This window comes from Rhodopseudomonas sp. RCAM05734 (assembly GCF_052658035.1).
The window spans coordinates 1,138,122-1,163,300 of the sequence record NZ_CP199742.1 but is presented as its reverse complement, the minus strand read 5'-3'; the positions used below and the strand labels follow the sequence as shown (position 1 = coordinate 1,163,300).

The window sequence follows — 25,179 nt, the reverse complement described above, 5'->3', positions numbered from 1 at the left end:
GCCTTGCGCGCCCCGCAATGCCGATCAGGCGATCTTCGGATCCAGCGTGGTGGCCCACAGCGCCACGTCGGCGCGGTCGCGCAGGGTGACGGTCATCTGGCCGGAGGCCCCGTCGATCCTGACGTGGCCGAAGAACTGCATGCCGGCGGAGGGCGGCAGGTTCTGCTTGTCGGCGCCCGGTGCCTTGACGAACTTCACCTCGGGTCCAAACGTATTGTCCATGCCGCCCGGGCCGAACGAGCCGGCATGGAACGGGCCGGAGACGAATTCCCAGAACGGTTCGAAATCCTGGAACTGGGCCTTCTCCGGATTGTAGTAGTGCGCGGCGGTGTAGTGCACATCGGCGGTCAGCCACACGGTGTTGAGGACGCCCGAGGACTTGATGAAGCGCAGGAGCTCGGCGATTTCCAGCTCGCGACCGCGCGCCGGGCCATCGCCCTGGGCGATCGCCTCGGAGCCCTTGTGGTTGACGGCGTCGTCCTCGACGATGATGCTGATCGGCATATCCGACGCGATCACCTTCCAGGTCGCCTTCGAGGCCAGCAGCGCGCGCTTCAGCCAGGCCAGTTGGTCCGGACCGACGAAATACGCATCGGGACCGTACTTTTCCTGCAGGTTCGCGCCGTTGGGGCCGCGATAGCTGCGTTCGTCGAGCATGAAGACGTCGAGATACGGACCGTAATTCAGCGTGCGGTAGACCCGGCCGGGTTCGACGATGCTCTCGCGGATCGGATACATCTCGTGATAGGCGCGCCCGGCCCGCGCCGCGAGCAGCGTGACGTCGCGCTCCTTGTAGGAGGCCGGCAATTGCTTCGACAGCGACCAGTTGTTGGTGACCTCGTGGTCGTCCCACTGGCCGAACACCGGCACCTGCGCATTGAAGGCGCGGACATGCTCGTCGAGCAGGTTGTATTTGTGCGCGGCGCGGAATTCGTCGAGCGTTTCGGCGACCTTTGCCTTCTCCGGTACAATGGTGGTGTTCTTCCAGACCCTGCCGTCGGTGGTCTTGGTTTCCGCGGTGATGACGCCGTCGGCATAGATGGTGTCGCCGGAGTGGATCAGGAAATCCGGATTGTGTTTCCGCATGGTGGCGAAGGTGAACATGCCGCCATCGTCGGCATTGATGCCGAAGCCCTGGCCGGCGACGTCGCCGCCCCACACGAAGCTGACATCGCGGCGATCGGCCGGCGCTGTGCGGAAGCGGCCGATCACCGGCTCGCTGACGATGTCGAAGTGCGAGAGATCGCGAAACTTGACGCGGTAGAAAATGTCCTGCCCGGCGGGCAGGTTCTCCAGCAGCATTTTTGCGGTGAAGTCGCTCTCCGGCAGGGCGTTGATCGGCGGCAGCGCGCGGGCATTCTTGAAGGATTCGGTGGTCGAGACCTCGACCATCATCTGCGACGCCCGGTCTGCGCGCGACCACACCATGCCGCTGTCGACGCCGATGTCGCCGGACTGCACGCCATGGCCGATCACGGGCCGGTCCGCGGCGCGGCTGAGATAGGGCATCGCCAGCACGCCCATGCCGGCGGCGGCGGTCGTGGACAGGAAACGGCGGCGCGAAAAGGTCGTGGCCATGGAAAACTCCTGAAGTCCCGGATGAGAACGGCTCTAAAGAGTTTTGCTGACGGCGCTGTGACATGCGGTCGCAGCTCTTTCCTTCGTCCTGGCGCACGCCGGCACGACAGATGAATCCGCATTGACACATTCCGAAATCGCACCGTAACGTGGCCGCGACGGTTCCCTTCGGGGATCAAAAAGGGAATGCGGTGAGGGATTTCCCGATTCCGCGGCTGCCCCCGCAACTGTAAGCGGCGAGCCTTCTGCCATCAGCCACTGGACGTTCGCGTCTGGGAAGGCGGCACAAGGCACTGACCCGCGAGCCAGGAGACCTGCCGCCAGTCGTGGTCACACGCGAGCACATTGGGCGGGGTGTCCTGGTGGTAGCCGAACCGTATCCCCTCAGGGATTTGGTCCGACTTCGTTCGCGGTGACGTGCCACGTAACCGCGAGTCGAACATGACCTCCGTCGTCTCTGCATCGAACCGATGCAATCCCTTCCTGTATTCCGTCGCATTCTCTTGCCTGCTCTGCCCGACTGACGGCTGGAGCCAGGGTGCCAGCCCCAGCCAGGCGCTCGACCCAGTCGTGGTGCAATCGCCGGCCGCACCGTCCGCCAGGCGCCGCGTGGCCAACAGCGGCAGCGCGTCGCGCGCAATACGGACGCGCCAGCAGCGTGCGACAGCCACCGGTGCGCCCGTGGCATCGCCGGCCGGCCCCGCAGCTTTTGCCGCGCCGACGCTCAACCTCACCGGTACGTCATCGACCGGCAGCCGCCTTGGTCTGACACGATTGCAGACGCCGGCAAGTGTCGAAATCATCACCGCCGAGACAATGGCCGAGCGTGGTCAGCAGAACATCATTGCCGCTGTGACGCAGAATGCCGCCGGCTTCACCGCCGCGCCGGCGCCGGGCAACGGCAGCATCGCCTTCAACACACGCGGCTTTACCGGCAACGGCACTGTCATGACGCTGCTTGACGGCACCCGTCTCTATGTCGGCTCGGGTACGCTGACCTTTCCCTACGACACCTGGTCGTCGGAGCGCATCGAAGTGCTGCGCGGTCCGGCATCCGTGATGTATGGCGAAGGCGCCATCGGCGGCGCCGTCAACGTCATCTCGAAGCTGCCGCTGTGGGTGCCGCGCAACCAGGCGGAAATTTCGCTCGACACCAATCTGGAGCGCCGCATCGCCGTCGATAGCGGCGGCCCGATCAGCAAGGACCTCGCCTATCGCATCACCGCCACCGGCAACATGTCGGACGGCTGGGTCGATCGCGACCGCCAGTCCAATGTCGAAGTTCATGCTGCCGTGCAGATCAAGCAGACCGAAGACATCGGCTGGACAATCTCGACCGATTACGGCGATCGCAGCCCGTCGCGCTATTTCGGCACGCCGCTGATCAACGGCAAGCTCGACACGTCGCTGCGCTTCCAGAACTACAACGTCGGCGACAGCAGCATCCGCTATCAGGACAGCCAGAGTCAGGTGAAGACCGAGTGGCAGGTGAGCGACGGGGTCACGTTGCGCAATACGTTGTATTACCTCGACAGCCAGCGGCATTGGCGCGACGAGGAAAGCTACGTCTACAACGCCAGAACCGGCCTGATCGATCGGGGCGGCGGCAACTATATCGAAATCTTTCACGACCAAGCGCAGATCGGCGATCGTTTCGATGCGACGTTCCACGGCCATCTCCTCGGCATGGCCAACGAATTCGTCACCGGCTTTGACGTCAACAACATTTCCTTCACCCACACCAACAACTCGCCCTATGCGGGCGCGTCGTCAGTGCCGCTGTTCAATTTCAATCCCGGCTCGTTCTCCGCCACCACGTCACCGACCGTTCCGGGCTTCAGCTCCACCACCAACCAGTATGGCGTATTTGCGGAAAATCGCCTTTCGGTCACCGACCAGCTGGCGCTGATCGCAGGTATCCGTCAGGACGAGCCGACCGTCGCGCGCACTGATTACGTGACGCCCGCCAACAGTTATGAGAAGTCGTATCACGCGACCAGCTGGCGCGCCGGTGCTGTCTATACGCCGATCAAGGATCTCGCCTTTTATGGCCAGTATTCCGTGGCCGTCGATCCGGTGAGCAACCTGATCACCAACTCGGCGGCGAACAGCACCTATCAGCTGTCCAACGGCAACCAAGTGGAGGTCGGCGTCAAGCAGTTGTTCTGGAACGGGCGCGGCGAGTGGACGCTCGCCGGCTATGAGATCGTGAAGAACAATTTGCTGGCGCGCGATCCGAACAACCTGAACGTGACGTTGCAGATCGGCCAGCAATCGTCGCGTGGAATCGAGGCTTCGGTCGGACTTGCCCTCGACCAGGGCTGGCGCATCGACGCCAACACGGCCTTCCTGCGTGCGAAGTATGACAACAACCTGCAGGTGGTCAGCGGCGTCCCGATTAACTACGCCGGCAACGTGCCGGTGTACGTGCCGCAAAACGTCTCGAATATCTGGGTGACCTGGGCCTTCGCGCAGAACTGGTCGGCCAATGCCGGCGTGCAGATCATAGGCAAGCGCTTTGCCGACCTCGCCAATACGTTGGAAATGCCGGCCTACAACGTCGTCAACGCCGGCCTGCAATGGAAGCCGGACGTCAACACCACCGTCTCGTTGCGCGTCTATAACCTGTTCGACACGATCTATGCGACGTCGGGCGGCATCAATCAGTGGCTGCTCGGCATGCCGCGCACAGCACAACTCGCCGTGAACGTGAAGTTCTGAGCGTGCCGCGCAGACTGACGCGGACACTGCGGCGGTGGCTGTATATCGGCCACCGCTGGATCGGGATTATCACCTGTCTGTTCTTTGCCATGTGGTTCGTGTCCGGCGTGGTGATGATGTATGTGGCGTTTCCCGGCCTTTCCGAAAAGGAGAGGCTGGCGGCGCTGCCCGACATGGCGTGGGAAAAGGTCCGGTTGTCGCCGGACGCGGCGATGGCCGCGGCCGGCGCCAAGACCTTTCCGCGCGATCTCCGGCTCCAGATGCTGGACGACGAACCGGTGTACCGGCTGACCGGCTGGGATGGACAGCGCCAGACGATCTCCGCCAGTGACGGCCACGGCATCGACGGCGTGACGCTGGATCGGGCGCTGGCGGTGGCGCGCCACTATCCGGGGGCCGCCGATGTGCAATCGATCGAGATGGTTGAGCGTGACCAGTGGAGCGTCACCGCGCGCTACGATCCGTTTCGGCCGCTGTATCAGATCGCTCTCAACGACGCCGCCGGGACGCGGCTCTACGTGTCATCGCGTACCGGCGAAATCGTGCTCGATACCAGCGCCACCGAGCGCGTCTGGAACTGGCTCGGATCAATTCCGCACTGGATCTATCCGACCGTTCTGCGGAAGGACAACGCGCTGTGGCGACAGGTCATCCTGTGGCTGTCCGGGATCTGCCTGGTGGTGGCGGTCAGCGGCATCTGGATCGGCATCCTGCGCGTGCGGCTGCGCAGGCGCTATAGCGGCGGCCGTGTCACGCCCTATCGCGGCTGGATGGCGTGGCATCACGTCACCGGCCTGTTCGCGGGGGTGTTCGTGCTGACCTGGATGTTCTCAGGCTGGCTGTCGGTCAATCCCGGCGAGGTCTTCAGCAGCCGGGGGCCGTCGCGCGAGATGCTGCAGCGTTACGCCGGCCATGACGCGCCGACCGTCGCTGCTGTCGTTGCCGTAACGCCGTCGTCGCGTGCCGTCGAAGCGCGCTTCGTCTGGCTGGGCGGCGCGCCGTTGATGCTGCTGGCAAATCGTCAGGGGGCGCAAGCTGCCGTCGATCCCTTAACTGGAACAGCGACGCCTTTGTCCGATGATCGGATATTCGCAGCGGCCCGCACCCTGCTGCCCGACGTCGCAATGACCATGCAGGCGCGGTTGGACCAATACGATTCATACTGGTACGCGCATCACGGAACCCGCGTGCTGCCGGTGCTGCGCGCCGGCTTCGACGATGTCGCGCAGAGCTGGTTTCATCTGGATCCCGTGACCGGTGACGTGCTTGGCCGCAGCGATACCAGCCGCCGCAGCTATCGCTGGCTGTTCAATGCGCTGCACAGCTTCGATTTCCCGCTGCTGCTGACCTATCGTCCAGCCTGGGATGTGGTGGTGTGGCTGTTGTCGCTGCTGGGAATGATTGTTTCGGTCAGCGGCGTGGTCATCGGCTGGCGGTATCTAAGGAAGACATAGGGCGTTGCGACGCCTCCGCACTCTCTGCTGTCATCGCCGGTCGCGCGCATTTGCGCGCCAGGACCGGGCGACCCACTACACAGGCAGTGGTGATAGCCACAACGTCAGCGTTTACTGGGTCCCCCGCTTTCGCGGGGGATGACAACCGAGTGTGTCGCAGCTTACGCCACCTGGACCCGGTTCAGCCGCGCCGGCTCCGGCGGGATCATGCCGATCAGCGCCTTGCGGTCGGCGACGGCGTTGTGGAATTGCTCGAGCGCGATGTTGAAGGCGGTCAGCGAACCCTCCTCGATGGCGCCATGCTCGAAGCAGTTCAGCGTGTCGCGCAGGATAGCGTCGGCTTCCGCCTGCATCCGGTCGAGTTCTTCCAGCGATTCGCTGTGCCGGGCGATCGCCAGCATGTCGAGCAGCCGCTCGCGCAGGGTGCTGTTGTTGTTGCGTTCGTCGCGCTTCATGTAGCTGGCGAACCAGGCGCCCGCGGAGCCCATCGCCGACAGGCCCATCAGGCTCCACCAGATATAGTCGCTGTAGCGGTCGAGAAATGTCTTCTCCTCGCCGTCGACATAGGCGGCGGCGCCGGGATGCACCGGGATCACCGCGTCCTTGTCGGTATCGGGAGTCTCTATCTTGGCGGCGAGCGGGAAGTCGGTGATCAATTGCTGGCGGATCGCGAACAGTTGTCGGGTGAATGCCGCAATCGTTGCGTCGGACAAGCCCTGGCGGGCGACGATATGGTGCGAAAAGCTGATGGTCTTGAGATCGTCGTCGGGCCGGGCCGGCGAGCCGCCGAACACGCCGGCGGGAATTTCCGCCGCCTCGTACATCGGGAAGTTCTGTGCGATCGCCTCCGCCGAATCGATGGTGAGAAAGGTCGGCGTGCCGCCATCGCGCGACGACGCAGTGATGGCGTCGTTGGTGATCTTGCTGTTGACCGGGCCTGCCGCCAGGAACGCATCGACCTTCTGATCCTTGACCGCTTCCGCCACTTCGGTGGTGGAGAACTGCACCTTGGTGACCTTGGCGGGATCCACGCCGTACTGTCGGAGAATAATATTGAGCAGGTTGATATTGGCCGGGGTGCGGCCGATCACGCCGATCCGCCGTCCGGACAATTGTGAGATCTTGGTAATCTTCGGCGCAGCTTTCTTGCCCTTTGCCGCCGGCGGCACCCACAGCACCGCGACGTTCTTGCGCAAGGTGGCAACGGCGCGGGCATTCTTCGGCACGTCGAGGTCTCCGCGGATGATGGCGAGATCGACCTTGCCGTCGGCCAGGGCCTTGGCGCTGGCGGTCGCCCCCTCGGTCAGGACCGGGCGCAATCGAACGGTATTGTGGTCGCGGGAGAACGCCTGCACCAGCGCCTGCACCACCTTGACGTCGTCGCTGTTGGGCGGGCCGACGGCGATCCGCAACGGCACCGGCTTCATCGCAAAATAATAGGCGCTGGAGATGGCACCGACCAGCGCCAGCGTCCCGGCCAATACGATCAGCGTCATCTTGCGCTTGACCGAACGCGGCGACGGCGGACCGACCGGTGCGATCACCTCGGGACCGTCCGCAATCGATCTCGAAAACAATCGCTTCAGCCTGAAGGTCATTTGGCCATACGGTCGGATTGCGGGGACAGTGTATCGAGCTTAGCAAATCGCACAGACGGCGCGCAGTTCCATCGGCATGATGGTTACCGGCGGCCTTGGTTACCTTTCGCATCCTGCACGGCATTGCTGCCTTATTGTGGCAGGGATCCTTCCGCTGTCACGGGGTGTTAAGGTCAACAGTGAGTGAAGCAGGAGGTCGCGATGGTGGAACGTCTGTCGGCGGAGGCGCGCAAGGCGGCGCTGGCCGGATTGCCGGGCTGGAGCGAGGTGACCGGGCGCGATGCCATTGCCCGGACCTTTACCTTCAAGGATTTCAACGAGGCCTTCGGCTTCATGTCACGTGCCGCACTGGTCGCCGAGAAGGCCGACCATCACCCGGAATGGCGCAATGTTTACAAGGTGGTGGAGGTGGTGCTGTCGACCCACGACGCCGACGGCGTGACCGCGCGCGACGTTGCCCTGGCCACCGCCATGAACGCCATCGCCGCGCAGTCCGGCGTTGCCTGAGCGCCCAATCTTGCGAGGCACGGCCGACATCACCACTTTCCTGACAGCGGCCGGTTACGGTCGAGAGGATCTTGTCGATGGAATTCGAGCATAGCGTGGGCTTCGAGCCGGCCGACCGGCTGGCGCAGGACCATGACAGCGTGCGCAGGCGGTTCTGGATCAAGCTGAAGCGGCTGGCCGTGCGGCTGCCTTTTGTCGAGGATCTGCTGGCTGCGTATTATTGCGCATTCGACCGCCAGACGCCGCGCCATGTCCAGGCAGCGCTGCTGGGCGCCATCGCCTATTTCGTGCTGCCGTTCGATTTCGTGCCGGACATGCTGCCCATTCTCGGCTTCACCGACGACGCCGCGATCCTCGCTACCGCGCTGCGCATGGTCGCCAGCCACATCAGGCCGGAGCATCACGAGGCGGCGCGTGCGGCGATGGCGCGCGGTCTCGACAAGGGCGACGCCGCGGCCTGATTTGTCGCGGCGCGCGGCAGGAACTTCGCGACGTCTGATCCATTGGTGCGATGAGCCGTTTGAGCGATCTCACTCCGGCAATCATCCCATCATGGAGAATTCGATGATCCTTCCCACGGATACCATCGTCGCCGTCGCCGACGGCGAAAAGCTGAATCTGTTCCGCAATACCGGCACCGAAACCGAGATGAGCCTTGTTGCGGCTGCGGATCAGGACGTCGAAGCCGCCGTCGGCGCCGGCGGCACGAACAGCTCGTCGGCCAATCCCGACCAGAGCCGCGTCGAGGAAGACGGCTTCGCCACCGGCATTGTCGCGATGCTGAACCAGCGTGTGCTGGCCGGCAAGTTCAGCAATATCGTGATCATCGCCGCGCCGAAGACGCTGGGCGAGATGCGCAAGCACTATCACAAGAAGCTGGAAGAGGCGTTGGTCGGCGAGATCGCCAAGGACCTCACGGGGCATTCGATCGCCGACATCGAGAAGTCGATCCACGCCGCGTAATAATTCGACCACACACTCGCTTGTCGTCCCCGCGAAAGCGGGGACCCAGTAAACGCTGTCGTCGAGATCCATCGCCAATGCCGGCGATTACTGGGTCGCCCGGTCCCGGCGCGCAATTGCGCGCCAGGCCGGGCGATGACAACGGAGCATTAGGTAGCTGCGGATGATAAGCGGATAGCTACGGCTTCAAGATCACCTTGCCCATGGCCTGCCGTCCCGCCAGCACGTTGAGCGCGTCGGCGGTCTGCGCCAGCGGGAAGGTGCGGTCGACGTGGGATGAGATCTTGCCCTCGGCGGCCCACCTCACCAGCTTTTCCAGATTGGCGCGGTTCTTCGCCGGGTTCTTCTTCACCCACGCGCCCCAGAACACCCCGCGAATGTCGCAACCCTTCAGCAGCGCGAGATTGAGCGGCATCTTGGGAATGTCGCCGGCCGCGAAACCTATCACCAGGAAGCGGCCTTCCCAGGCGATGGCGCGCAAGGCGGCTTCGGCGTAGGTGCCGCCGACCGGATCGAAGATGATATCCGCGCCGTTGCCGCCAGTCAGCCGCTTCAGGCCTTCCTTGAGATCCTCTGTGGCGTAGTTGAGGCCGAGTTCCGCGCCGTGCTGTTTGGCGAAATCGAGTTTTTCGTCCGACGATGCGCAGGCGATCACCTTGAGGCCCATCAGCCTGCCGAGTTCGCAGGCCGCAAGCCCGGTGCCGCCGGCAGCGCCGAGCACCGCCAGCGTCTCGCCGGGCTTCGGGCTGGCGCGGTCTTCCAGCGCATGCAGCGCGGTGCCGTAGGTGATGATGCAGCCTGCGGCGCGATCGAAGTCGAGGTTGTCGGGAATCTTCACCGCAGACGCCGCGGGCACGGCGACCTTCTCGCGCGCGCCGTTGTAGCCGACCGAGGCCACCACGCGGTCGCCCACCTTGAGGTCGCTGACGCCTTCGCCGACGCTGTCGATCACGCCCGCGACTTCGGCCGCCGGCGAGAACGGGAACGGCGGCTTGATCTGGTACTTGCCCTGGATCATCAGGATGTCGAAGAAATTCAGCGCCGCGGATTTGATCGCGATCACCACTTGGCCGGGTTCGGCGACGGGATCCGCGATGTCGGCCAATACGAGATCGTCGGGTTCGCAGAACTGCGAGCAGAGAATGGCTTTCATCGACATCTGACCTTCTGATTGAGACAGTTGGTGCTTCTTGCCGGATTTGTCGGATGCCTACAATCTGATTCGCATCCGTGCCTGCCGGGCTGCCTTTCCAAACCGGGGTTTCCCGGTTAAGTCAGACGACGTGACGGCGCGGATGCGGGCCATCTTCCAGTCACAATAATGAGGGATCGAGACTTGATGTTGGTGCGGCGAATTCTGACGGTTGTGGCGATGGGCGCGTTGATGGGCAGCATGTCCAGTGGCGTGCATGCGCAGAGCGCCCCGTCCAAAGGCGCAAAACCGGCTGCGGCGAAACCTGCGCCGGCGAAGCCGGCCACTACTGCCGCCAAGCCCGCTGCGGCCACGCCTGCCGCCGCGAGCGGCGGCGCCGAGCCGACCCTGATCGGCCAGTTCGGTACCTGGGGCGCCTACACCGCGACCCCGAACGGCAAGAAGGTCTGCTTCGCGCTGGCCAAGCCGTCGTCGTCGAAAACCAATCCGCCGAATCGCCCGCGCGATCCCGCCTATGCGTTCATCTCGACGCGTCCGGCCGAGAAGGTCGTCAACGAAGTCTCGATCATGATCGGCTACCAGCTCAAGCCCGGCTCGGAATCGGCGCTGGAAGTCGGCGGTGCGCGCTACGCCATGTATACCCAGGGCGACGGGTTGTGGATCAAGAACGCCGCCGAGGAAGAGCGCATGGTCGAAGCGCTGCGCAAGGCGCCCGATGTCACGGTCAAGGGCGTCTCTGCCAAGGGCACCGAGACCACCGATACCTTCTCGCTGAAGGGGCTGGCGCAGGCGCTGGACCGGCTGGCTCAGGATTGCCGCCGCTAATTTCTTGTCCCGGGCGCGTGCGCCGCAGAACCGGGACCGCCAAAAAGCCGTGGCCGTAACGGTCCCGGATCTGCGGAGCGGCACTTCGCGCCGCACCGCGTCCGGGACAAGTGGCCGATTTCCCGCTAAATCATTGCCGCCGTTAATATTGCCGCAATTAGCGCCTTTTCAGGGCGTGCCGGAAAGCCTATCTGAGGCTGACATTCCCGCGACATCACAGATCGACCACCATGACCCCTGTTTCAGCCGAGGCCGGTTCCGCCATTGACGTCCCGACGGGCGTTCCGCACGGCGAAGCGCCGCTCGAGAAGACTGCCCTCGAGACCTATGTTCCGCTGGCGAAACCGTCGCTGATCGGCCTGTCGCGGGCGGAAATCGCCGATCAGCTCGGCTCGATCGGGGTCGCGGTGGCCCAGCGCAAGATGCGCAGCCAGCAGCTGTGGCACTGGATGTATGTCCGCGGGGTCCAGAACTTTGCGGAGATGTCCAGCATTTCCAAGGATATGCGGGCGCAGCTCGAACAGCATTTCACGGTCGCGCGGCCGGAAGTCGTGGCCGAGCAGATCTCCAATGACGGGACCCGCAAATGGCTGCTGCGGCTGCCGAGCGGCACCGCCGGCGAGAAGGCCCATGAGGTCGAGTGCGTCTATATCCCCGAGACCGACCGCGGCACGCTGTGCGTCTCCTCGCAGGTCGGCTGCACCCTGACCTGTTCGTTCTGCCACACCGGTACCCAGCGGCTGGTGCGCAACCTGACACCCGGCGAGATCGTCGGCCAGGTCATGGTCGCCCGCGATCGCCTCAATGACTGGGCCGACCGGGAGACTCCGAACGGCAACCGTCTCGTCACCAATGTGGTGATGATGGGGATGGGCGAGCCGCTGTACAATTTCGACGCGGTGCGCGACGCGCTGCTGATCGTCTCCGACAATGAAGGCATCGGCATCTCGCGCCGCCGGATCACTCTGTCGACCTCCGGCGTGGTGCCGAACATTTTCCGCACCGGCGACGAGATCGGCGTGATGCTGGCGATCTCGCTGCACGCGGTGCGCGACGAGTTGCGCAACGAGCTGGTGCCGATCAACAAGAAATATCCGCTGGCGGAACTGCTGCAGGCCTGCCGCGACTATCCCGGCGCCTCCAATGCGCGGCGCATCACCTTCGAGTATGTGATGCTGAAGGGCGTCAACGATTCGCTCGACGATGCCAAGCTGCTGGTGAAGATGCTGAAGGGCATCCACGCCAAGATCAACCTGATCCCGTTCAACCCGTGGCCTGGCACCAAATACGAGTGCTCGGACTGGGACCAGATCGAGAAGTTTTCCGAATACGTCTTCAACGCTGGCTACTCCTCGCCGGTGCGCACCCCGCGCGGCCGCGACATTCTCGCCGCCTGCGGGCAGCCGAAGTCGGAGACCGAAAAGCTCTCGGCACGCGAGCGCGCCGCATTGCGCGCCATGGCGATGACGGACTGATGCAGAACCTCATGGTGAGGAGCGCGACTTCGCGCGTCTCGAACCATGAGGATGAACTGCCCTCGCCCTTCGAGACGGCGCAAAATGCGCCTCCTCAGGGTGAGGGGCCAGCACATGATGCGGCGAAGAAGAGATTACAATGTCCCTGATCGGCCGGTTGTTCGTCGTCCTGTTCGGCTTCCTTGCCGCCTGCCTCGTGGCCGGCGGCATTGTCGTCTGTGCGATCCTATTTCCGGAAATGAGCGCACTCGACACCGGCGGCTTCGATCCCGACGCGCTCAATGTTCTGCTCGGCTTCGGCTTTATCTTCGTCAGCGGATTTGCGCTGCTGCCGGCGCTGGTGATCGTTGTCATCACCGAGGCCTTCGACGTGCGCAGCGCGCTGGCTTATGCGATCGGCGGCGCGGTGGTGGGTCTTGCCTGCTATCTCGGCCTGATCCCCTTCGATCCCGCGACACTGCATTTCGACGGCATCGTTCGCCGTCACCTCGAAGTGATGACGGGGGCCAGCATCGTTGGTGGCCTGATCTACTGGGTGATCGCCGGTCGCAATGCCGGCCGCTGGCGGCAGCCGAGGGGCGTTTTGCCGCAGCCGCCAGCCCCGCCCTCATCCTGAGGCGCCGCCGCAGGTGCGACGGCCTCGAAGGATGACATTTCGCAGCCTTTTCATCTGCACCCTCGTCGGCTAAACCGCCCGCCATGAACCGGACCGGACTCTTCATTGCGCTTGGGCTTTGCCTCGTCGTCGGACTGACCTTCGGGCTCCATCCGGAACTCGACCTGAAGCTGGCGGCGCTGTTCTACGACCCCGCCACCAAGTCATTTCCGCTGAAATCCGATGCGCTGGCCGCATTCGCGCGCGATGCAGCCATGTGGATCTGCTGGGCCTTCGTTCTGCCGTCCATCGTCGCTTTGCTCGTCAAGCTGATCTGGCCGAATCGCAAGCTGCTGGTCCCCGGCCGCACCGTCATGTTCCTGCTGGTCACCATCATCCTCGCTGCCGGCATCCTCACCAACCTGACCTTCAAGAGCCACTGGGGCCGGCCGCGGCCGGTGATGGTGAGCGAATTCAGCGGTCCGTGGCAGTTCAAGGCGTGGTGGGATCCGACCGGCGAATGCGGCCGCAACTGTTCGTTCTTCTCGGGCGAGGGCGCCACCGCATTCTGGACCTTCGCGCCCGCCGCCCTGACGCCACCCGCCTGGCGGCCGGTGGCCTATGTGGCCGCCGCAGCGTTCGGCGCGGTGACCAGTGGCCTCAGAGTGGCGTTCGGCGGGCATTTCTTCACCGACGTGGCGATTGCCGGGCTGGTGACCTTCCTGGTGATCTGGCTGATCCACGGTTACATCTACCGCTGGCCCTCTACAAGATTGACGGATGAGGGCATCGATGCCGAACTGACCAAGCTGGCCTGGCCAAGCTATGCCTGGCGGCGGCGCCTGCTGGGTGGCCGCAGGCCCTCCAAGCCGTCCTTCGTCGACCGGATCACCGAGCAGCATCACGATTGAGCAGGCCGCTTGCGATGCCGCGTTGACGCGCTTTGCCTGGCCGGGCTATCGCTGGCGGCAGAAATTGCCCCGATTGGACGTTCGATGATCACGATCTTGAAGAGCCTGCCCCAGGAAAAAACGTCGGTATCGCCTTCTCCGGCGGGCTCGATACGTCCGCCGCGCTGCTGTGGATGAAGCAGAAGGGCGCTCGCGTCTTCGCCTATACCGCGAACCTCGGCCAGCCCGACGAGGCCGACTACGACGAGATTCCGCGCAAGGCCATGGAGTTCGGCGCCGAGAAGGCCCGCTTGGTGGATTGCCGCTCGCAGCCGGTTCATGAAGGTATCGCCGCCATCCAGGCCGGCGCCTTCCACGTCTCGACCGGTGGCATCGCCTATTTCAACACCACGCCGCTGGGCCGCGCGGTGACCGGCACCATGCTGGTCTCGGCCATGAAGGAAGACGGCGTCAATATCTGGGGCGACGGCTCGACCTACAAGGGCAACGATATCGAGCGCTTCTACCGCTACGGCCTGCTGACCAATCCGGACCTGAAGATCTACAAGCCCTGGCTCGACGACCAGTTCATCGACGAGCTGGGCGGTCGCGCCGAAATGTCGGCGTTCATGACCGCCCACGGCTTCGCCTACAAGATGTCCGCCGAAAAGGCCTATTCGACCGACAGCAACCTGCTTGGCGCCACGCACGAGGCCAAGGATCTCGAACACCTCAACACCGGCATCCAGATCGTCAAGCCGATCATGGGCGTGCCGTTCTGGCGCGACGATTGCGTCGTCAAGGCCGAGCGCGTCACGGTGCGGTTTGTCGAAGGCCAGCCCGTGGCGCTGAACGGCCAGACCTTCGCCGATCCCGTCGCTCTGTTCCTCGAGGCCAACGCGATCGGCGGCCGTCACGGCCTTGGCATGAGCGACCAGATCGAGAACCGGATCATCGAGGCCAAGAGCCGCGGCATCTACGAAGCGCCGGGCATGGCGCTGCTGCACATCGCCTATGAGCGCCTCGTCACCGGCATCCACAACGAAGACACCATCGAGCAGTACCGCATGAGCGGGATGAAGCTCGGACGGCTGCTGTATCAGGGTCGCTGGTTCGACTCGCAGGCCCTGATGCTGCGCGAGACCGCGCAGCGCTGGGTCGCGCGCGCCATCACCGGCGAAGTCACGCTCGAACTGCGCCGCGGCAACGACTATTCGCTGCTCAACACCGAGAGCCCGAACCTGACCTATGCGCCGGAGCGGCTCAGCATGGAAAAGGTCGAGGACGCGCCGTTCACGCCGGGCGACCGCATCGGCCAGCTCACCATGCGCAACCTCGACATCAGCGACACCCGCGCCAAGCTGGACCTTTACGCCAAGGCCGGCCTGCTGAGCGCCGGCGAGGGCTCCAGCATCCCGAAGCTGGATAACGACAAGAGCTGAGGATCGTGTCCCGGACGCGGTGCGGCGCGAAGTGCCGCTCCGCAGATCCGGGACCCATCTTTTCTTGCAGCAAGCTGGACCCCGGATCTGCGGCGCACCACGCCGCGAAGACGCGGCGCAGTGCATCGCGTCCGGGGAACGACCACCGCGAACTGACTCCAGCTCCGTCATTGACCCGTTATCCGGCCGTCGTAATGGAGGCCACCCGCCCGTGACGGGCGCTTGAGGCCTCCATCATGAAGTATCCCGTTGCCGCCGCAGCGTTTGCCCTGCTGCTGTCCAGCGCTTCGCAGCTCGCCGCGCAGACCATCTATCCGATAGACCGCGCCGATATCCTTGCCGGCGCGACTTTCGACTTCAAGGTGGAATTCCCCGGACCGGTCGACGCCGGGAATATCAAGGTCACCGTCAACGGCGCAGACGTTGCCACCGCGTTCGGCAAGGCTGCGACCTACATCGCGCGCGAGGATGGTAAGGAACAGTCGGCGCTGCTGCTGCGCGACGTCGCGCTGAGCAAGCCCGGGGCCTACACGATCGAGGTCAGCGACGGCACGACCAGCCGCTCCATCGCCTGGAACGTGTACGGCACCGGCGTCCGCAAGGCGAAGAACGTCATCCTGTTCATCGGCGACGGCCTGTCGCCGGCGCACCGCATCGGCGCGCGGCTGCTGTCGAAGGGCATCAGCGAGGGCAAGAGCCTCGGCAAGCTGGCCATCGACGACATGCCGCACATGGCTTTCGTGGCGACGGCAGGATCGGATTCGATCATCACCGATTCTGCCAATGCGGCCTGCGCCTATGCCACCGGCCACAAGACCGCGGTCAACGCGATGGGCGTCTATGCGGACCGCACCGCCAACCCGTTCGACGATCCGCGCGTCGAGACCATCACCAGCGTGATCCGCCGGCAGCGCGACATGGCCATCGGCATCGTCACCAACACCGAGATCGAGGACGCCACGCCGGCGGCCATGGTGGCGCATACCCGCCGCCGCGCTGCCTACGACCAGATCGTCGAGCAGTTCTTCGCCGCGAAGCCGGATGTGCTGATGGGCGGCGGCGCGGCGAACTTCCTGCCGCAGGCCAACGATGCCTCGAAGCGCAAGGATGACCTCGACTACATCGCGAAATTCCGCGACGCCGGCTATCCGTTCGCGGCGACCGCGCCCGAACTCAACGCGCTGGCGGCGAAACCCGACACGCGCAAACTGCTTGGCCTGTTCGCGCCGGGCAACATGGACGGCGTGCTCGACCGCAAGTTCCTGAAAGGCGGTGGGGTCAGGAAAAATCCGGAACAGCCGGATCTTACCGAGCAATTGCAGGGCGCGCTGAACATCCTGTCGCGTAACGACAACGGCTTCTTCCTGATGGTCGAATCCGGCCTGATCGACAAATATGCCCATGCCCTCGACATGGAGCGCGCGGTCTATGACACCATCATGCTCGACAATGCTGTGCGGCTGGCGCGCGACTGGTCGACCGCGCGCGGCGAGGATACGCTGATCCTGGTGGTCGCCGATCACAACCATCCGAACAGCCTGGTCGGCACCGTCAATGATGACATGGCTGCGCTGCCCAACACGCCGCTGCGCGAGCGCGTCGGCGTCTACGAAAAGGCCGGCTTCCCGAACTATCCCGCTCCCGACGCTGACGGTTATCCTTCGCGGGTCGACGTCAGCCGCCGCTTGGCGATCTTCTCGGCGAGCATCCCCGATCACTACGAGACGCTGCGTCCCAAGCTCGACAATCCCAACGAGCCCACCGAGAAGGGCGACACGCCCGGCAGCTTCAAGGCCAATGCGAAATACAAGGATGTGCCCGGTGCGGTGCTACGACTCGGCAACCTGCCGGCGATGATGAATGCCAGCGTGCATTCCGGCGAGGACGTCATCCTCACCGCGACCGGACCGGGCAGCGATCGCGTGCATGGATCGATGGATAATACCGAGGTGTTTCGCGTGATCGCCGATGCGCTGGGGCTGGCGGAGAAGCGCTGACTTTTTCCGGCTCTGCCTTTCAACTATCAAAATAAAAATGGCCGGGATTGCTCCCGGCCATTTTCTTAATCCAGCCGATCAGCGTGGCGGCGCGATGCCGGCCGGCGGCGGCGGCAATGACGCCTATCCGCCGTTTAGCAGCGGCGTGATGCGGCGGATGGTGACGCGGCGGTTGCGGCGTTCCGGGCCGTCCGTCGGCACCTTCAGATACTGCTCGCCATAGCCCTGCGACGTCAGGTTCTCTTCGGGCACCTGGAACTGCCGGGTCAGCAATTCGGCGGCGGCCTGGGCGCGACGGTCAGAGAGCGACAGGTTGTCGACGTCCGAGCCGACCGCGTCGGTGTGACCTTCGATCAGGAAGACCTCCTTCGGATTGCGCGAGATCGCCTTGTTGAGGCCGTCCGCGATGGCCTGCAACTTGGCCGCCTGGTCGGGGGCGATATCCCACGACCCGGTTGCGAAGTTGATGGTGTCGAGGTCGATCGACGGCATCAGCTGCCGCACCGACGGGCTGTAGCGAATCTCGTCCAGCGAGAAGCGTCGTGGCACGCGTTCCACCGGCGGCGCCAGCATGGTGTCGTAGATGAGCTCCGGCGATGCATCTTCCGACTCCACGATGTAGCGGTCGCGCGGGATGCGGATCACCGGCGGCGGCAGGTCGACATAGAAGCCACCGATCGCCTGGGGATCGCGATAGGTGTTGTCGATGATGATCACCTCGCGGCCCCGGTCGTCGCGGCGGATGCGGCGCAGCAGCTGGCCGTCGCGGCCGGTGACGGTGATGATCTGCGATCCATCCGGACGGATCACGATCGTGCGGGAATCGGCGCCGTCGCGCTCGACGCGAATATCGCGTGCGCCGTAGCGGAAGCGATCCATCTCGTCGTGCCGGATGAACGACTGCCCGTTCGGATCCTGCACGATGATGCGACCGGGTTCGGTGAACACCGTACGTCCGCCCTCGCGACGCTCGACACGCTGGCCGCGGAATTCGGTGATGTTGCGCGGACCTGGAGCCTGAGCACCCGGCGCGATCGGAGCCAGTGCCTGGGCCGGCGGGGGCGCCGCCGGGATCGGCGCTGCGGCGGGCGGTGCAACGGGCGCTACCGGTGCGCCGGGCGGCAACGTCGACTGTTTCTGCAGCTCGCGGCGCTGCTGGAAGCTGGGATCGGCGGCGGGCGCCCCTGCGGCAGGCGCGGCGGGTGCTACCGCGGCCGGCGCTGCGGCACCGGGCGCAACGGCGCTGGGTGCTGCAGGAGCTGCCGCACCTGGAGCGGTCGCCGGCGCACCAGGCGTACGAGCAGCCGGCGCTGGCGGGGCAGCGTTCGGCGCTGCAGGAGCCGCGGGAGGGGTGCCGGGAGCGGTTGCCGCCGGCGTGCCGGGAGCAGGTGCGGCTGCGCCATTCGGCCCTGCAGGACCGCGCGGGCCGTTGCGGTCGCGCTCGGGGCGACCGGACTCTGGCTCACCGGGACGTCCGGGGCGGCCGGCACCAGGTGCGGGGCGATCGGGTTCGGGCGCAGCGGCGGCGGGAGCGGGGGCTGCTGGTTTGGCACCAGGAGCTTCAGGCTTGGCAGCAGGCGCGACTGCAGCCGGGGTCTGCCGTGCGGCGGGCGGCGTCGGTGCAGCGGGTGGCGTTGGCGTCGCAGGTTTGGGCGCCGCGGCGGGCGGAGCTGGACGTTCGGGTGCGGCGGGCGGTGTCACCGGGCGCGGACGCTCCGCAGCCGGAGGCGTCGGTGCGGGGCGCTCGGCGGCCGGCGGCGCAGGAGGACGCGGCGGCTCGGCCGCTGGCGGTTTGGGGCGTTCCGGCGCAGCGGCAGGCGCAGGCGGACGTTCGGCTGCCGGTGGTGCGGGACGCGGTGCCTCGGCAGGGCGCGGCGGCGCAGCAGCCGGAGGAGCAGCAGGACGCGGTGCTGCAGCCGGCGGGGCTTTCGGAGGTGCCTTCGGTTCACCTTTCGGCTCTCCCTCGGGTGCCGGTGGCGCGGCCTGTGCAACTACAAACGATGCATCGGTTTGCGTCGCATGCAAAGCGGGTGCTGCGAACGACGCAACGCTGAGCGCTGTCGTGGCCAGTAGTACGAGGCGAATTTTTGTCATGATGAACTGAAGTCCTCTGGAAAATTCTAACGAGCGCTGGTGGTCGCACACCGGCGCAGCGAGCAATCAACTGACAATGGTAAGGCCGCAGTGTGGCACCCCATCCGACGCGGTCAGCTTTTATTTCTGATATGACAACGGCCCGAATGCGCTTCGTTCATTGCGCATTCAGGCCGTCGCTTGTCATGCCGAACTACATCGTCGCGGGTTGCTCGGGCGGCCCGGGATTGATGTCGGGTCCGCGCTCCGGAATTTCCTCAGGCTGATAGCCCGGCAATTCGTCCGGCAGTTGCGGCTCGCCGGGCTCGCGGACCGGAGGAGGAATTTCGGGTCGCGGATTTCCCGGCGGCTGTTCCTGCGGCGGCTCCGTCGGCTTGCCAGGTTGGATGGGCGGGTCCTCGACCGGGCCGACCATCAGATCGCAACCTTGCGGTTGGTCCCGATGTCCGGCCGCGTGCCGGTGACAGCCGCCGCCGCCATCTTCACATAGCTGATTGCCGAGCCCGGCGAATCCCAGAACTCCGCATCGTCAGGGGTGACCTTGAGCACGCGGATGTTGGGATCTTCGGCGCTGTCCCACCAGGCTTTTGCCGGCATCGAGAACAGCTCTTTTATCTTGGCCCGGTCATTGGAGACTTCGGCGGTGCCGGTGACCGAGACATACTTCTGGTCACTAGCGTCCGCAAAGGACAGATTGATGTTGGGATTGCGTGCAATCTCCTCGTCTTTGTGACGACGGGCATCGGTCAGGAAATAGATGGTGTTGGCGTCGCGATCCACATGCGCGGCCATCGGTCGGGCACGCAACTTGTCGCCGTCATGGGTTACCAGCATGGCGAAGCCAATCTTCTTCATCAACTCCCAGGTACGGTCGATGTCGGCGGCGGTGTCGGTGGCCATGATGTGCATTCTCCTGTGACGGTCGGAGGCATAACGGCGCGGCGGCGACGAGGTTCCGCGAACATCGTTTGACAGCGATCAAGGAACCTCGCATCACATGGATGAAGCAGGGGAGGGTGCAATGCCGGTTGCCTATTGGTGTATTTTGATTGCGGCGCTGCTGCCGCTGGTCTGGGTCGGCTATGCCAAATCGGGATCGCGTGACAACAACGCGCCGCGCGACGACGCGGACCGGCTCGACGGCGCCAAGCGCCGCGCTTATGCCGCGCACCAGAATGCCTACGAGAATTTTCCGTTCTTCGCCGTGGCGGTGATGGCGGCGCTAAGCTTCGGCGCCAGCCCGGGCGTGGTGGACTGGCTCGCGGTGCTGTACATCGCCTTCCGCGTTGCCCACGGGCTGCTTTATGTCGCGGACAAGCCCAGCCTGCGCTCGATGGCCTATGCCGGAGCGCTGTTCGTCAACATCGCGATCTTCGTGCTGCCGGCGTTCAAGTAGCTACGCCGGCGCGTGGCAGACGGCTTCGATGTTATGGCCGTCGGGATCGCGCACGAAGGCGCCGTAGTAGTTCGGATGATAATGGGCGCGGATGCCGGGCGGGCCGTTGTCGGTGCCGCCCGCAGCCATCGCGGCTTGATAGAACGCATCGACCGTGGCGCGATCCTTGGCGACAAGGGCGATGTGCACGGGAATGTTGATCGCGCCCTGACCGCTGATCCAGAAATCCGGCTTGCCATTGGCGCCAAAGCCCGCGGCGGCATAGTCGCCGGTTTCCTCTTCGGTGACTTCCATGGCCACGCCATAGCCCAGCGGCGCCAGCGCACGGACGTAGAATTCCTTGGCACGCTCGTAGTCGGAAACCGAAAAACCGATATGGTCGAGCATCAGCAACCACCTCGCTTCTGAACCGAAATCCTAAGTCGATTCCCGCCCCACAGACAACGGCAATCACGCGGCCTTCGTCGGTGCCTTGCGGCCCCGCAGAAACCGGCCGAGCAGCTTCCGCTTGCTTTTGCGCGGCACCAGCTCGATGTCGCTGACGAGCTTGGCGCCGCCCTTGCGACGTTCCAGCACGATCTTGCGACTGTGGAAGACTTCGAGCTCTTCGCGATGGGCCACGGAGACCACGGTCGCGTTGGGCAGTTCCTCGGTGAGCAGCTCCATCATCTTGTCCTGGCTCTTGGCGTCGAGCGCCGAGGTCGCCTCGTCCAGCACGATGATATCGGGGCTGTGCAGGAACAGCCGTGCGAAGGCCAGTCGCTGCTTCTCGCCGCCGGACAGGGTCTGGTCCCATGGCGCGTCTTCCTCGAGCTTCTCCTTGAGATGGCCGAGCCCAACCTTGTCGAGCGCGCGGCCGATCTCCTCGACGCTCCAATCCTCTGCGGCAGCCGGATAGGCGGCGGCGCGGCGCAGCGTGCCGGATGGCACGTAGGGCTTCTGTGGCAGCATGAACAGCCGGCGGTCGGGATGGAAATTGATGCTGCCGCCGCCCCACGGCCACAGACCGGCAATGGCGCGCACCAGCGTGCTCTTGCCGGTGCCGGACTCGCCGGCCACCAGCAGGCGCTCGCCGGGCTCGATCTTGACTTCGGTGTCGCCGACCACGGCGGTACCGTCGTCGAGGGTCACCGAGAGATCGTGCAGGCTGAGCGCGGTGTCGCCGGTGGTTTCGCCGCGCGTGATGCGGCCGATGCCATCGCCGCGCTCGGCGCGCTCCAGCCCGTCGAGCGACATCATCAGCGAGGCGATGCGCCGCGCGCAGGCATTCCAGTCGGCAAGCCGCGGATAGTTGTCGACCAACCAGCCGAACGCCGCCTGCACGATGGTGAAGGCGCTGGCCGCCTGCATCACCTGCCCCAGCGACATGCTGCCCTCAAGAAATTTTGGCGCGCAGAGTAGAAGCGGGACCACCGGCGCGATCAGGCCGGATCCCTGCGACACCAGCGTGGTGCGCATGTGCTGGTGCGCCAGGCGGGCCCACTGGCGCAGCGTATTGCCGAAGGTCTTGTCGATGCCGGCGCGTTCTTCCTCTTCGCCGCCGAGCAGCGCGATGCTCTCGCCGTTCTCGCGGACGCGCGTCAGCGCGTAGCGATACTCCGCCTCGGCCTGATTCTTGTCTTCGGAGGTCTGTACGAAGGCGCGGCCGATCACCATGATCGAGCCGGAGGCGATGCCTGCGTAAAGCACGGCTGCGATCACCAGGAAGCCGGGAACGGTGACGGTCGAGCCGCCCCATGTCAGCGTTAGCGCGCCGCCGATGGTCCACAGCACCACGATGAAGGTCGTCGCCGAGAGAAACGCCGAGACCACGCCGGAGGCAAAGTCGATCGGCGAATCGGTGGCGACGCGCAGGTCCTCGGCGATGCGATATTCCGGGTTCTGATGATCGCCGCTGACCAGATTGAGCTGGTAGTAGCGACCCGAGGTCAGCCAGCGCGACACCACCGAGTTGGTCAGCCATGCGCGCCAGTTCCGCTGCAGCCACATCCGCACATAGACCTGGCCGACTCCCAGCAGCACGCTGCCGATGGCCAGTGGAAAGAAGATGCCGGTCAGATGCCAGACGCTCGCGGCGTCGCGCTTCTCGATCGCGTCAAAAATGGACCGGTTCCAGACGTTGATGCCGTACTGGAAGCCGACATTGGTGACGATCAGCAACAGCAAGCCGATCGAAAACGCCCAGGCCAGCTTGTCGCCCGCAGCGCCCCAGAATCCCTTGGCGCTGATCCAGAACCGCGTCAGCAGATAATCTTTCCGCGCCTGTTCCGCTTCTTCAGGAGTCAGGTCGGGATCAGGCTCCAGCAATTCCGGCGGCGGTGGCTCGACCTGCTTGCCCGTCTCGGCAACCACTTCAACGATGGTCGCGGGGGAGGGAGAAGCGGAATCGTTCGGAGAATGTTTGTTCATGCGCGAACAACGCGAACGATATCAGAAGGTTCCATCGGGTTCCCGGAGTTCGTGCGTCAGGTTCCCTCGCAGATTTGACGAGCTGCTGCGTGGCTGACGGCACGCCGTGCCGGTCCGCGCCTGTGGCCCTCAAACAAAAGCGGGCGCCGGAGGGGCGCCCGCTTGAAGCTGCTGTGCTGTGCCCCGCGTCAGGCGGCGCGGATGGTGCTCAGGAACTTGCCGACCTCATCGCGCAACCGGCCGCTTTCCCCTGACAGCGATTGCGCTGCCGACAGCACCTGGGCAGAGGCCGCCCCGGTCTCTCCGGCACCGCGCTGAATGTCGGTGATGTTCGACGAAACCTGATGGGTTCCCTGCGCAGCCTGCTGGACGTTGCGGGAGATCTCCTGGGTCGCCGCGCCCTGTTCCTCGACCGCGGATGCGATGGTCGAAGCGATTTCAGACATCCTGCCGATGGTGTCGCCGATCTCCTTGATCGAGATCGACGGATTCCTGCGTCGCGCCCTGGATGCCGGTGATCTGCTGGCTGATCTCGCCGGTGGCCTTGGCGGTCTGTTCCGCCAGGGCCTTGACCTCGGACGCCACGACCGCGAAGCCCCGTCCGGCCTCGCCGGCACGCGCTGCCTCGATGGTGGCGTTCAACGCCAGCAGGTTGGTCTGACCGGCGATGGTGTTGATCAGTTCGACGACGTCACCGATACGGGCAGCCGCCTTTGCGAGTTCGCTGACGCGGCTGTTGGTCTTGCGTGCCTGCTCCACGGCTTCGCGGGCGATGTGGGCCGACTCCTGGACCTGGCGGCTGATCTCGTTGACCGACGACGTCATTTCCTCGGTCGCTGAAGCAACCGACTGCACATTGGTCGAGGCTTCTTCCGATGCGGCCGAAACCATCGTGGTCTGCTCCTGCGCGCGATCGGCATTCTTCGACAATGTGCCGGCGGCGCTCTCGAGCTGCGTCGACGAGGACGAGACAGTCTGCACGATCCGGCCGACGGCACTTTCAAAATCGTCCGCCGGCTGGAACATCTCGGCCTTGCGCCGGGCAGCGTTCGCCTGTTCCGTTTCAGCCTGTGCGGCTTCCAGGGCCTTTACCCGGATGGCATTGTCCTTGAAGACCTGAACCGCCTTGGCCATCGCACCGATTTCGTCGCGGCGGTCCGAGCCTTCAATCGCCGCTTCGAGGTCGTTGGCGGCAAGTTGCGACATCGCACCGGTCATCGTGACGATCGGGCGGGCAACGCCGCGGCTCAATGTGAACAGGCCGATGAGCGCAATTGCGACCATGCCGACGCCGCCGCCGACAATGGTGGTGTAGGACGAAGAGGCGGCCGCAGCGCTGGCAGCGGCACGGGCGCCCAGCAACGAGGCTTCGGCGTCGCTTGCGGCGCTCGCCAACTCACGGATGCCGTCCATGTACTTCTTGCCGGCGCCGCCGGCTTCCATCTGTCGCGCCTCGGTCTGGGTCTGCGAATTCTTCATCAGCGCGATTTCCTTTTCAGCAACCTCGGTTCGCCAGCCCTGGGCGGCCTTGCTGATATCGGCAAAGCGCTGCTGCTGAACCGGATTGTCGGACGTCAGTCGGCGCGCCTCGTCCACCGCCGCGGAGAATTTCTTCTCGTGCGCGAGATACGGCTCAAGGAAACCTTCTTTGGCGGATACGAGGTATCCACGAACGCCGGTTTCGCCGTCGACCATCGCCGCCACGATGCGGTTGATCTGTTCGACGACCTTGTGCGTATGGTCAATCCGCTCTGAGGTGCTTTCCATCGTGGAGACATTGCGCCAGATCAGCCCGTTGACCGTCAGCGAAATGAGCGTCATCAGCAGGAAAACTGCTGCGATCTTCTGGGCGATTTTAAGATTGGAGAAAAAGGACAGCATCTTCTGATGGCTCCGAATGCACGTTGCTGAAATGGGGGCAGTGCTAGATCGGCTACGAGGCTCGTGCAGCCGAGAAACGAATAAAATATGATCGTCGTCATTCTAGGAGTCTGAGCAACACGCTCAGACGCTGAGTGCCCCCTGTATGACTTGGTACTAATTGTACCTCGCTGTCATTACCTGTCGGTTAACTCTAATGCG

At 64.6% G+C, this 25,179-nt stretch carries 19 protein-coding genes, 2 pseudogenes and 1 riboswitch; of the genes and pseudogenes, 12 read left to right on the top strand and 9 right to left on the bottom strand.

Annotated elements, in window-relative coordinates:
* Window positions 1–24: 24 nt before the first annotated feature.
* Window positions 25–1,578, bottom strand: a complete 1,554-nt coding sequence (locus ACUXVA_RS05695; RefSeq protein WP_265081153.1) for an alkaline phosphatase D family protein — start codon at window positions 1,576–1,578, stop codon at window positions 25–27.
* Window positions 1,579–1,720: 142 nt separating this feature from the next.
* Window positions 1,721–1,914: riboswitch (cobalamin riboswitch) on the top strand.
* 105 nt (window positions 1,915–2,019) lie between these two features.
* Between ACUXVA_RS05695 and ACUXVA_RS05690 the strand changes: the two genes are divergently transcribed.
* Both ACUXVA_RS05690 and ACUXVA_RS05685 read left to right on the top strand, forming a co-directional pair.
* Window positions 2,020–4,299, top strand: coding sequence for a TonB-dependent receptor (locus ACUXVA_RS05690; RefSeq protein ID WP_445491213.1), 2,280 nt, complete (start codon window positions 2,020–2,022; stop codon window positions 4,297–4,299).
* 2 nt (window positions 4,300–4,301) lie between these two features.
* Entirely contained in the window at window positions 4,302–5,753 is a 1,452-nt protein-coding gene (locus ACUXVA_RS05685; protein WP_445491211.1) for a PepSY domain-containing protein, read from the top strand.
* Between the two features lie 161 nt (window positions 5,754–5,914).
* Here the strand turns inward: ACUXVA_RS05685 and ACUXVA_RS05680 are convergent, their stop codons facing one another.
* Window positions 5,915–7,351 carry a TAXI family TRAP transporter solute-binding subunit gene (locus ACUXVA_RS05680; protein ID WP_445491209.1) on the bottom strand — a complete coding sequence of 479 codons (1,437 nt, stop codon included), beginning with the start codon at window positions 7,349–7,351 and terminating at the stop codon, window positions 5,915–5,917.
* A gap of 201 nt (window positions 7,352–7,552) precedes the next feature.
* Here ACUXVA_RS05680 and ACUXVA_RS05675 point away from each other — a divergent pair, with 201 nt between their 5' ends.
* From ACUXVA_RS05675 to ACUXVA_RS05665, 3 genes are all read left to right on the top strand, one after another.
* Window positions 7,553–7,858, top strand: coding sequence for a 4a-hydroxytetrahydrobiopterin dehydratase (locus ACUXVA_RS05675; RefSeq protein ID WP_265081155.1), 306 nt, complete (start codon window positions 7,553–7,555; stop codon window positions 7,856–7,858).
* 77 nt (window positions 7,859–7,935) lie between these two features.
* On the top strand, window positions 7,936–8,319 hold the full coding sequence (locus ACUXVA_RS05670; RefSeq protein ID WP_265081156.1) for a YkvA family protein: 384 nt from the start codon (window positions 7,936–7,938) through the stop codon (window positions 8,317–8,319).
* A 103-nt stretch (window positions 8,320–8,422) separates the two neighbouring features.
* Window positions 8,423–8,821 carry a host attachment family protein gene (locus ACUXVA_RS05665; protein ID WP_265081157.1) on the top strand — a complete coding sequence of 133 codons (399 nt, stop codon included), beginning with the start codon at window positions 8,423–8,425 and terminating at the stop codon, window positions 8,819–8,821.
* Window positions 8,822–8,999: 178 nt separating this feature from the next.
* Here the strand turns inward: ACUXVA_RS05665 and ACUXVA_RS05660 are convergent, their stop codons facing one another.
* On the bottom strand, window positions 9,000–9,974 hold the full coding sequence (locus ACUXVA_RS05660; protein WP_265083495.1) for an NADPH:quinone oxidoreductase family protein: 975 nt from the start codon (window positions 9,972–9,974) through the stop codon (window positions 9,000–9,002).
* 231 nt (window positions 9,975–10,205) lie between these two features.
* On the opposite strand from ACUXVA_RS05660, the gene ACUXVA_RS05655 reads away from it, so the two are divergent.
* The 6 genes and pseudogenes from ACUXVA_RS05655 (at window position 10,206) to ACUXVA_RS05630 (ending at window position 17,198) form a co-directional block, all read left to right on the top strand.
* Entirely contained in the window at window positions 10,206–10,799 is a 594-nt protein-coding gene (locus ACUXVA_RS05655) for an invasion associated locus B family protein (protein WP_265083496.1), read from the top strand.
* A gap of 230 nt (window positions 10,800–11,029) precedes the next feature.
* Complete coding sequence (gene rlmN, locus ACUXVA_RS05650) at window positions 11,030–12,274, top strand: 23S rRNA (adenine(2503)-C(2))-methyltransferase RlmN (protein WP_445491206.1); 1,245 nt, start codon at window positions 11,030–11,032, stop codon at window positions 12,272–12,274.
* A 139-nt stretch (window positions 12,275–12,413) separates the two neighbouring features.
* Window positions 12,414–12,890: a hypothetical protein gene (locus ACUXVA_RS05645; protein WP_265081159.1), complete on the top strand. Its 477-nt coding sequence runs from the start codon at window positions 12,414–12,416 to the stop codon at window positions 12,888–12,890.
* 83 nt (window positions 12,891–12,973) lie between these two features.
* Window positions 12,974–13,780, top strand: a complete 807-nt coding sequence (locus ACUXVA_RS05640; protein ID WP_445491204.1) for a phosphatase PAP2 family protein — start codon at window positions 12,974–12,976, stop codon at window positions 13,778–13,780.
* 84 nt (window positions 13,781–13,864) lie between these two features.
* Window positions 13,865–15,201 (top strand): annotated as a pseudogene (gene argG, locus ACUXVA_RS05635) (argininosuccinate synthase).
* Between the two features lie 236 nt (window positions 15,202–15,437).
* The gene (locus ACUXVA_RS05630) at window positions 15,438–17,198 is read left to right on the top strand and encodes an alkaline phosphatase (RefSeq protein ID WP_265081161.1); all 1,761 of its coding nucleotides are present in this window, start codon (window positions 15,438–15,440) and stop codon (window positions 17,196–17,198) included.
* A gap of 123 nt (window positions 17,199–17,321) precedes the next feature.
* Here the strand turns inward: ACUXVA_RS05630 and ACUXVA_RS05625 are convergent, their stop codons facing one another.
* The 3 genes from ACUXVA_RS05625 to ACUXVA_RS05615 all read right to left on the bottom strand — a co-directional run bounded on the left by ACUXVA_RS05625 (window position 17,322) and on the right by ACUXVA_RS05615 (window position 20,192).
* Window positions 17,322–18,323 (bottom strand): OmpA family protein, encoded by a 1,002-nt coding sequence (locus ACUXVA_RS05625; RefSeq protein ID WP_445491201.1) that lies wholly within the window; start codon window positions 18,321–18,323, stop codon window positions 17,322–17,324.
* Between the two features lie 1,162 nt (window positions 18,324–19,485).
* Window positions 19,486–19,707, bottom strand: a complete 222-nt coding sequence (locus ACUXVA_RS05620; RefSeq protein ID WP_265081163.1) for a hypothetical protein — start codon at window positions 19,705–19,707, stop codon at window positions 19,486–19,488.
* Window positions 19,707–20,192: a pyridoxamine 5'-phosphate oxidase family protein gene (locus ACUXVA_RS05615; protein WP_265081164.1), complete on the bottom strand. Its 486-nt coding sequence runs from the start codon at window positions 20,190–20,192 to the stop codon at window positions 19,707–19,709. Before ACUXVA_RS05615 ends, ACUXVA_RS05620 begins: the two co-directional genes overlap by 1 nt.
* Before the next feature lie 121 nt (window positions 20,193–20,313).
* Between ACUXVA_RS05615 and ACUXVA_RS05610 the strand changes: the two genes are divergently transcribed.
* Window positions 20,314–20,688 carry an MAPEG family protein gene (locus tag ACUXVA_RS05610; RefSeq protein ID WP_265081165.1) on the top strand — a complete coding sequence of 125 codons (375 nt, stop codon included), beginning with the start codon at window positions 20,314–20,316 and terminating at the stop codon, window positions 20,686–20,688.
* Here ACUXVA_RS05610 and ACUXVA_RS05605 read toward each other — a convergent pair whose 3' ends face one another.
* The 3 genes and pseudogenes from ACUXVA_RS05605 to ACUXVA_RS05595 form a co-directional block, all read right to left on the bottom strand.
* Window positions 20,689–21,075: a VOC family protein gene (locus tag ACUXVA_RS05605; RefSeq protein ID WP_265081166.1), complete on the bottom strand. Its 387-nt coding sequence runs from the start codon at window positions 21,073–21,075 to the stop codon at window positions 20,689–20,691.
* 63 nt (window positions 21,076–21,138) lie between these two features.
* Window positions 21,139–23,097, bottom strand: coding sequence for an ABC transporter ATP-binding protein/permease (locus ACUXVA_RS05600; RefSeq protein ID WP_445491198.1), 1,959 nt, complete (start codon window positions 23,095–23,097; stop codon window positions 21,139–21,141).
* Window positions 23,098–23,285: 188 nt separating this feature from the next.
* Window positions 23,286–24,918 (bottom strand): annotated as a pseudogene (locus ACUXVA_RS05595) (methyl-accepting chemotaxis protein).
* Window positions 24,919–25,179: the final 261 nt, after the last annotated feature.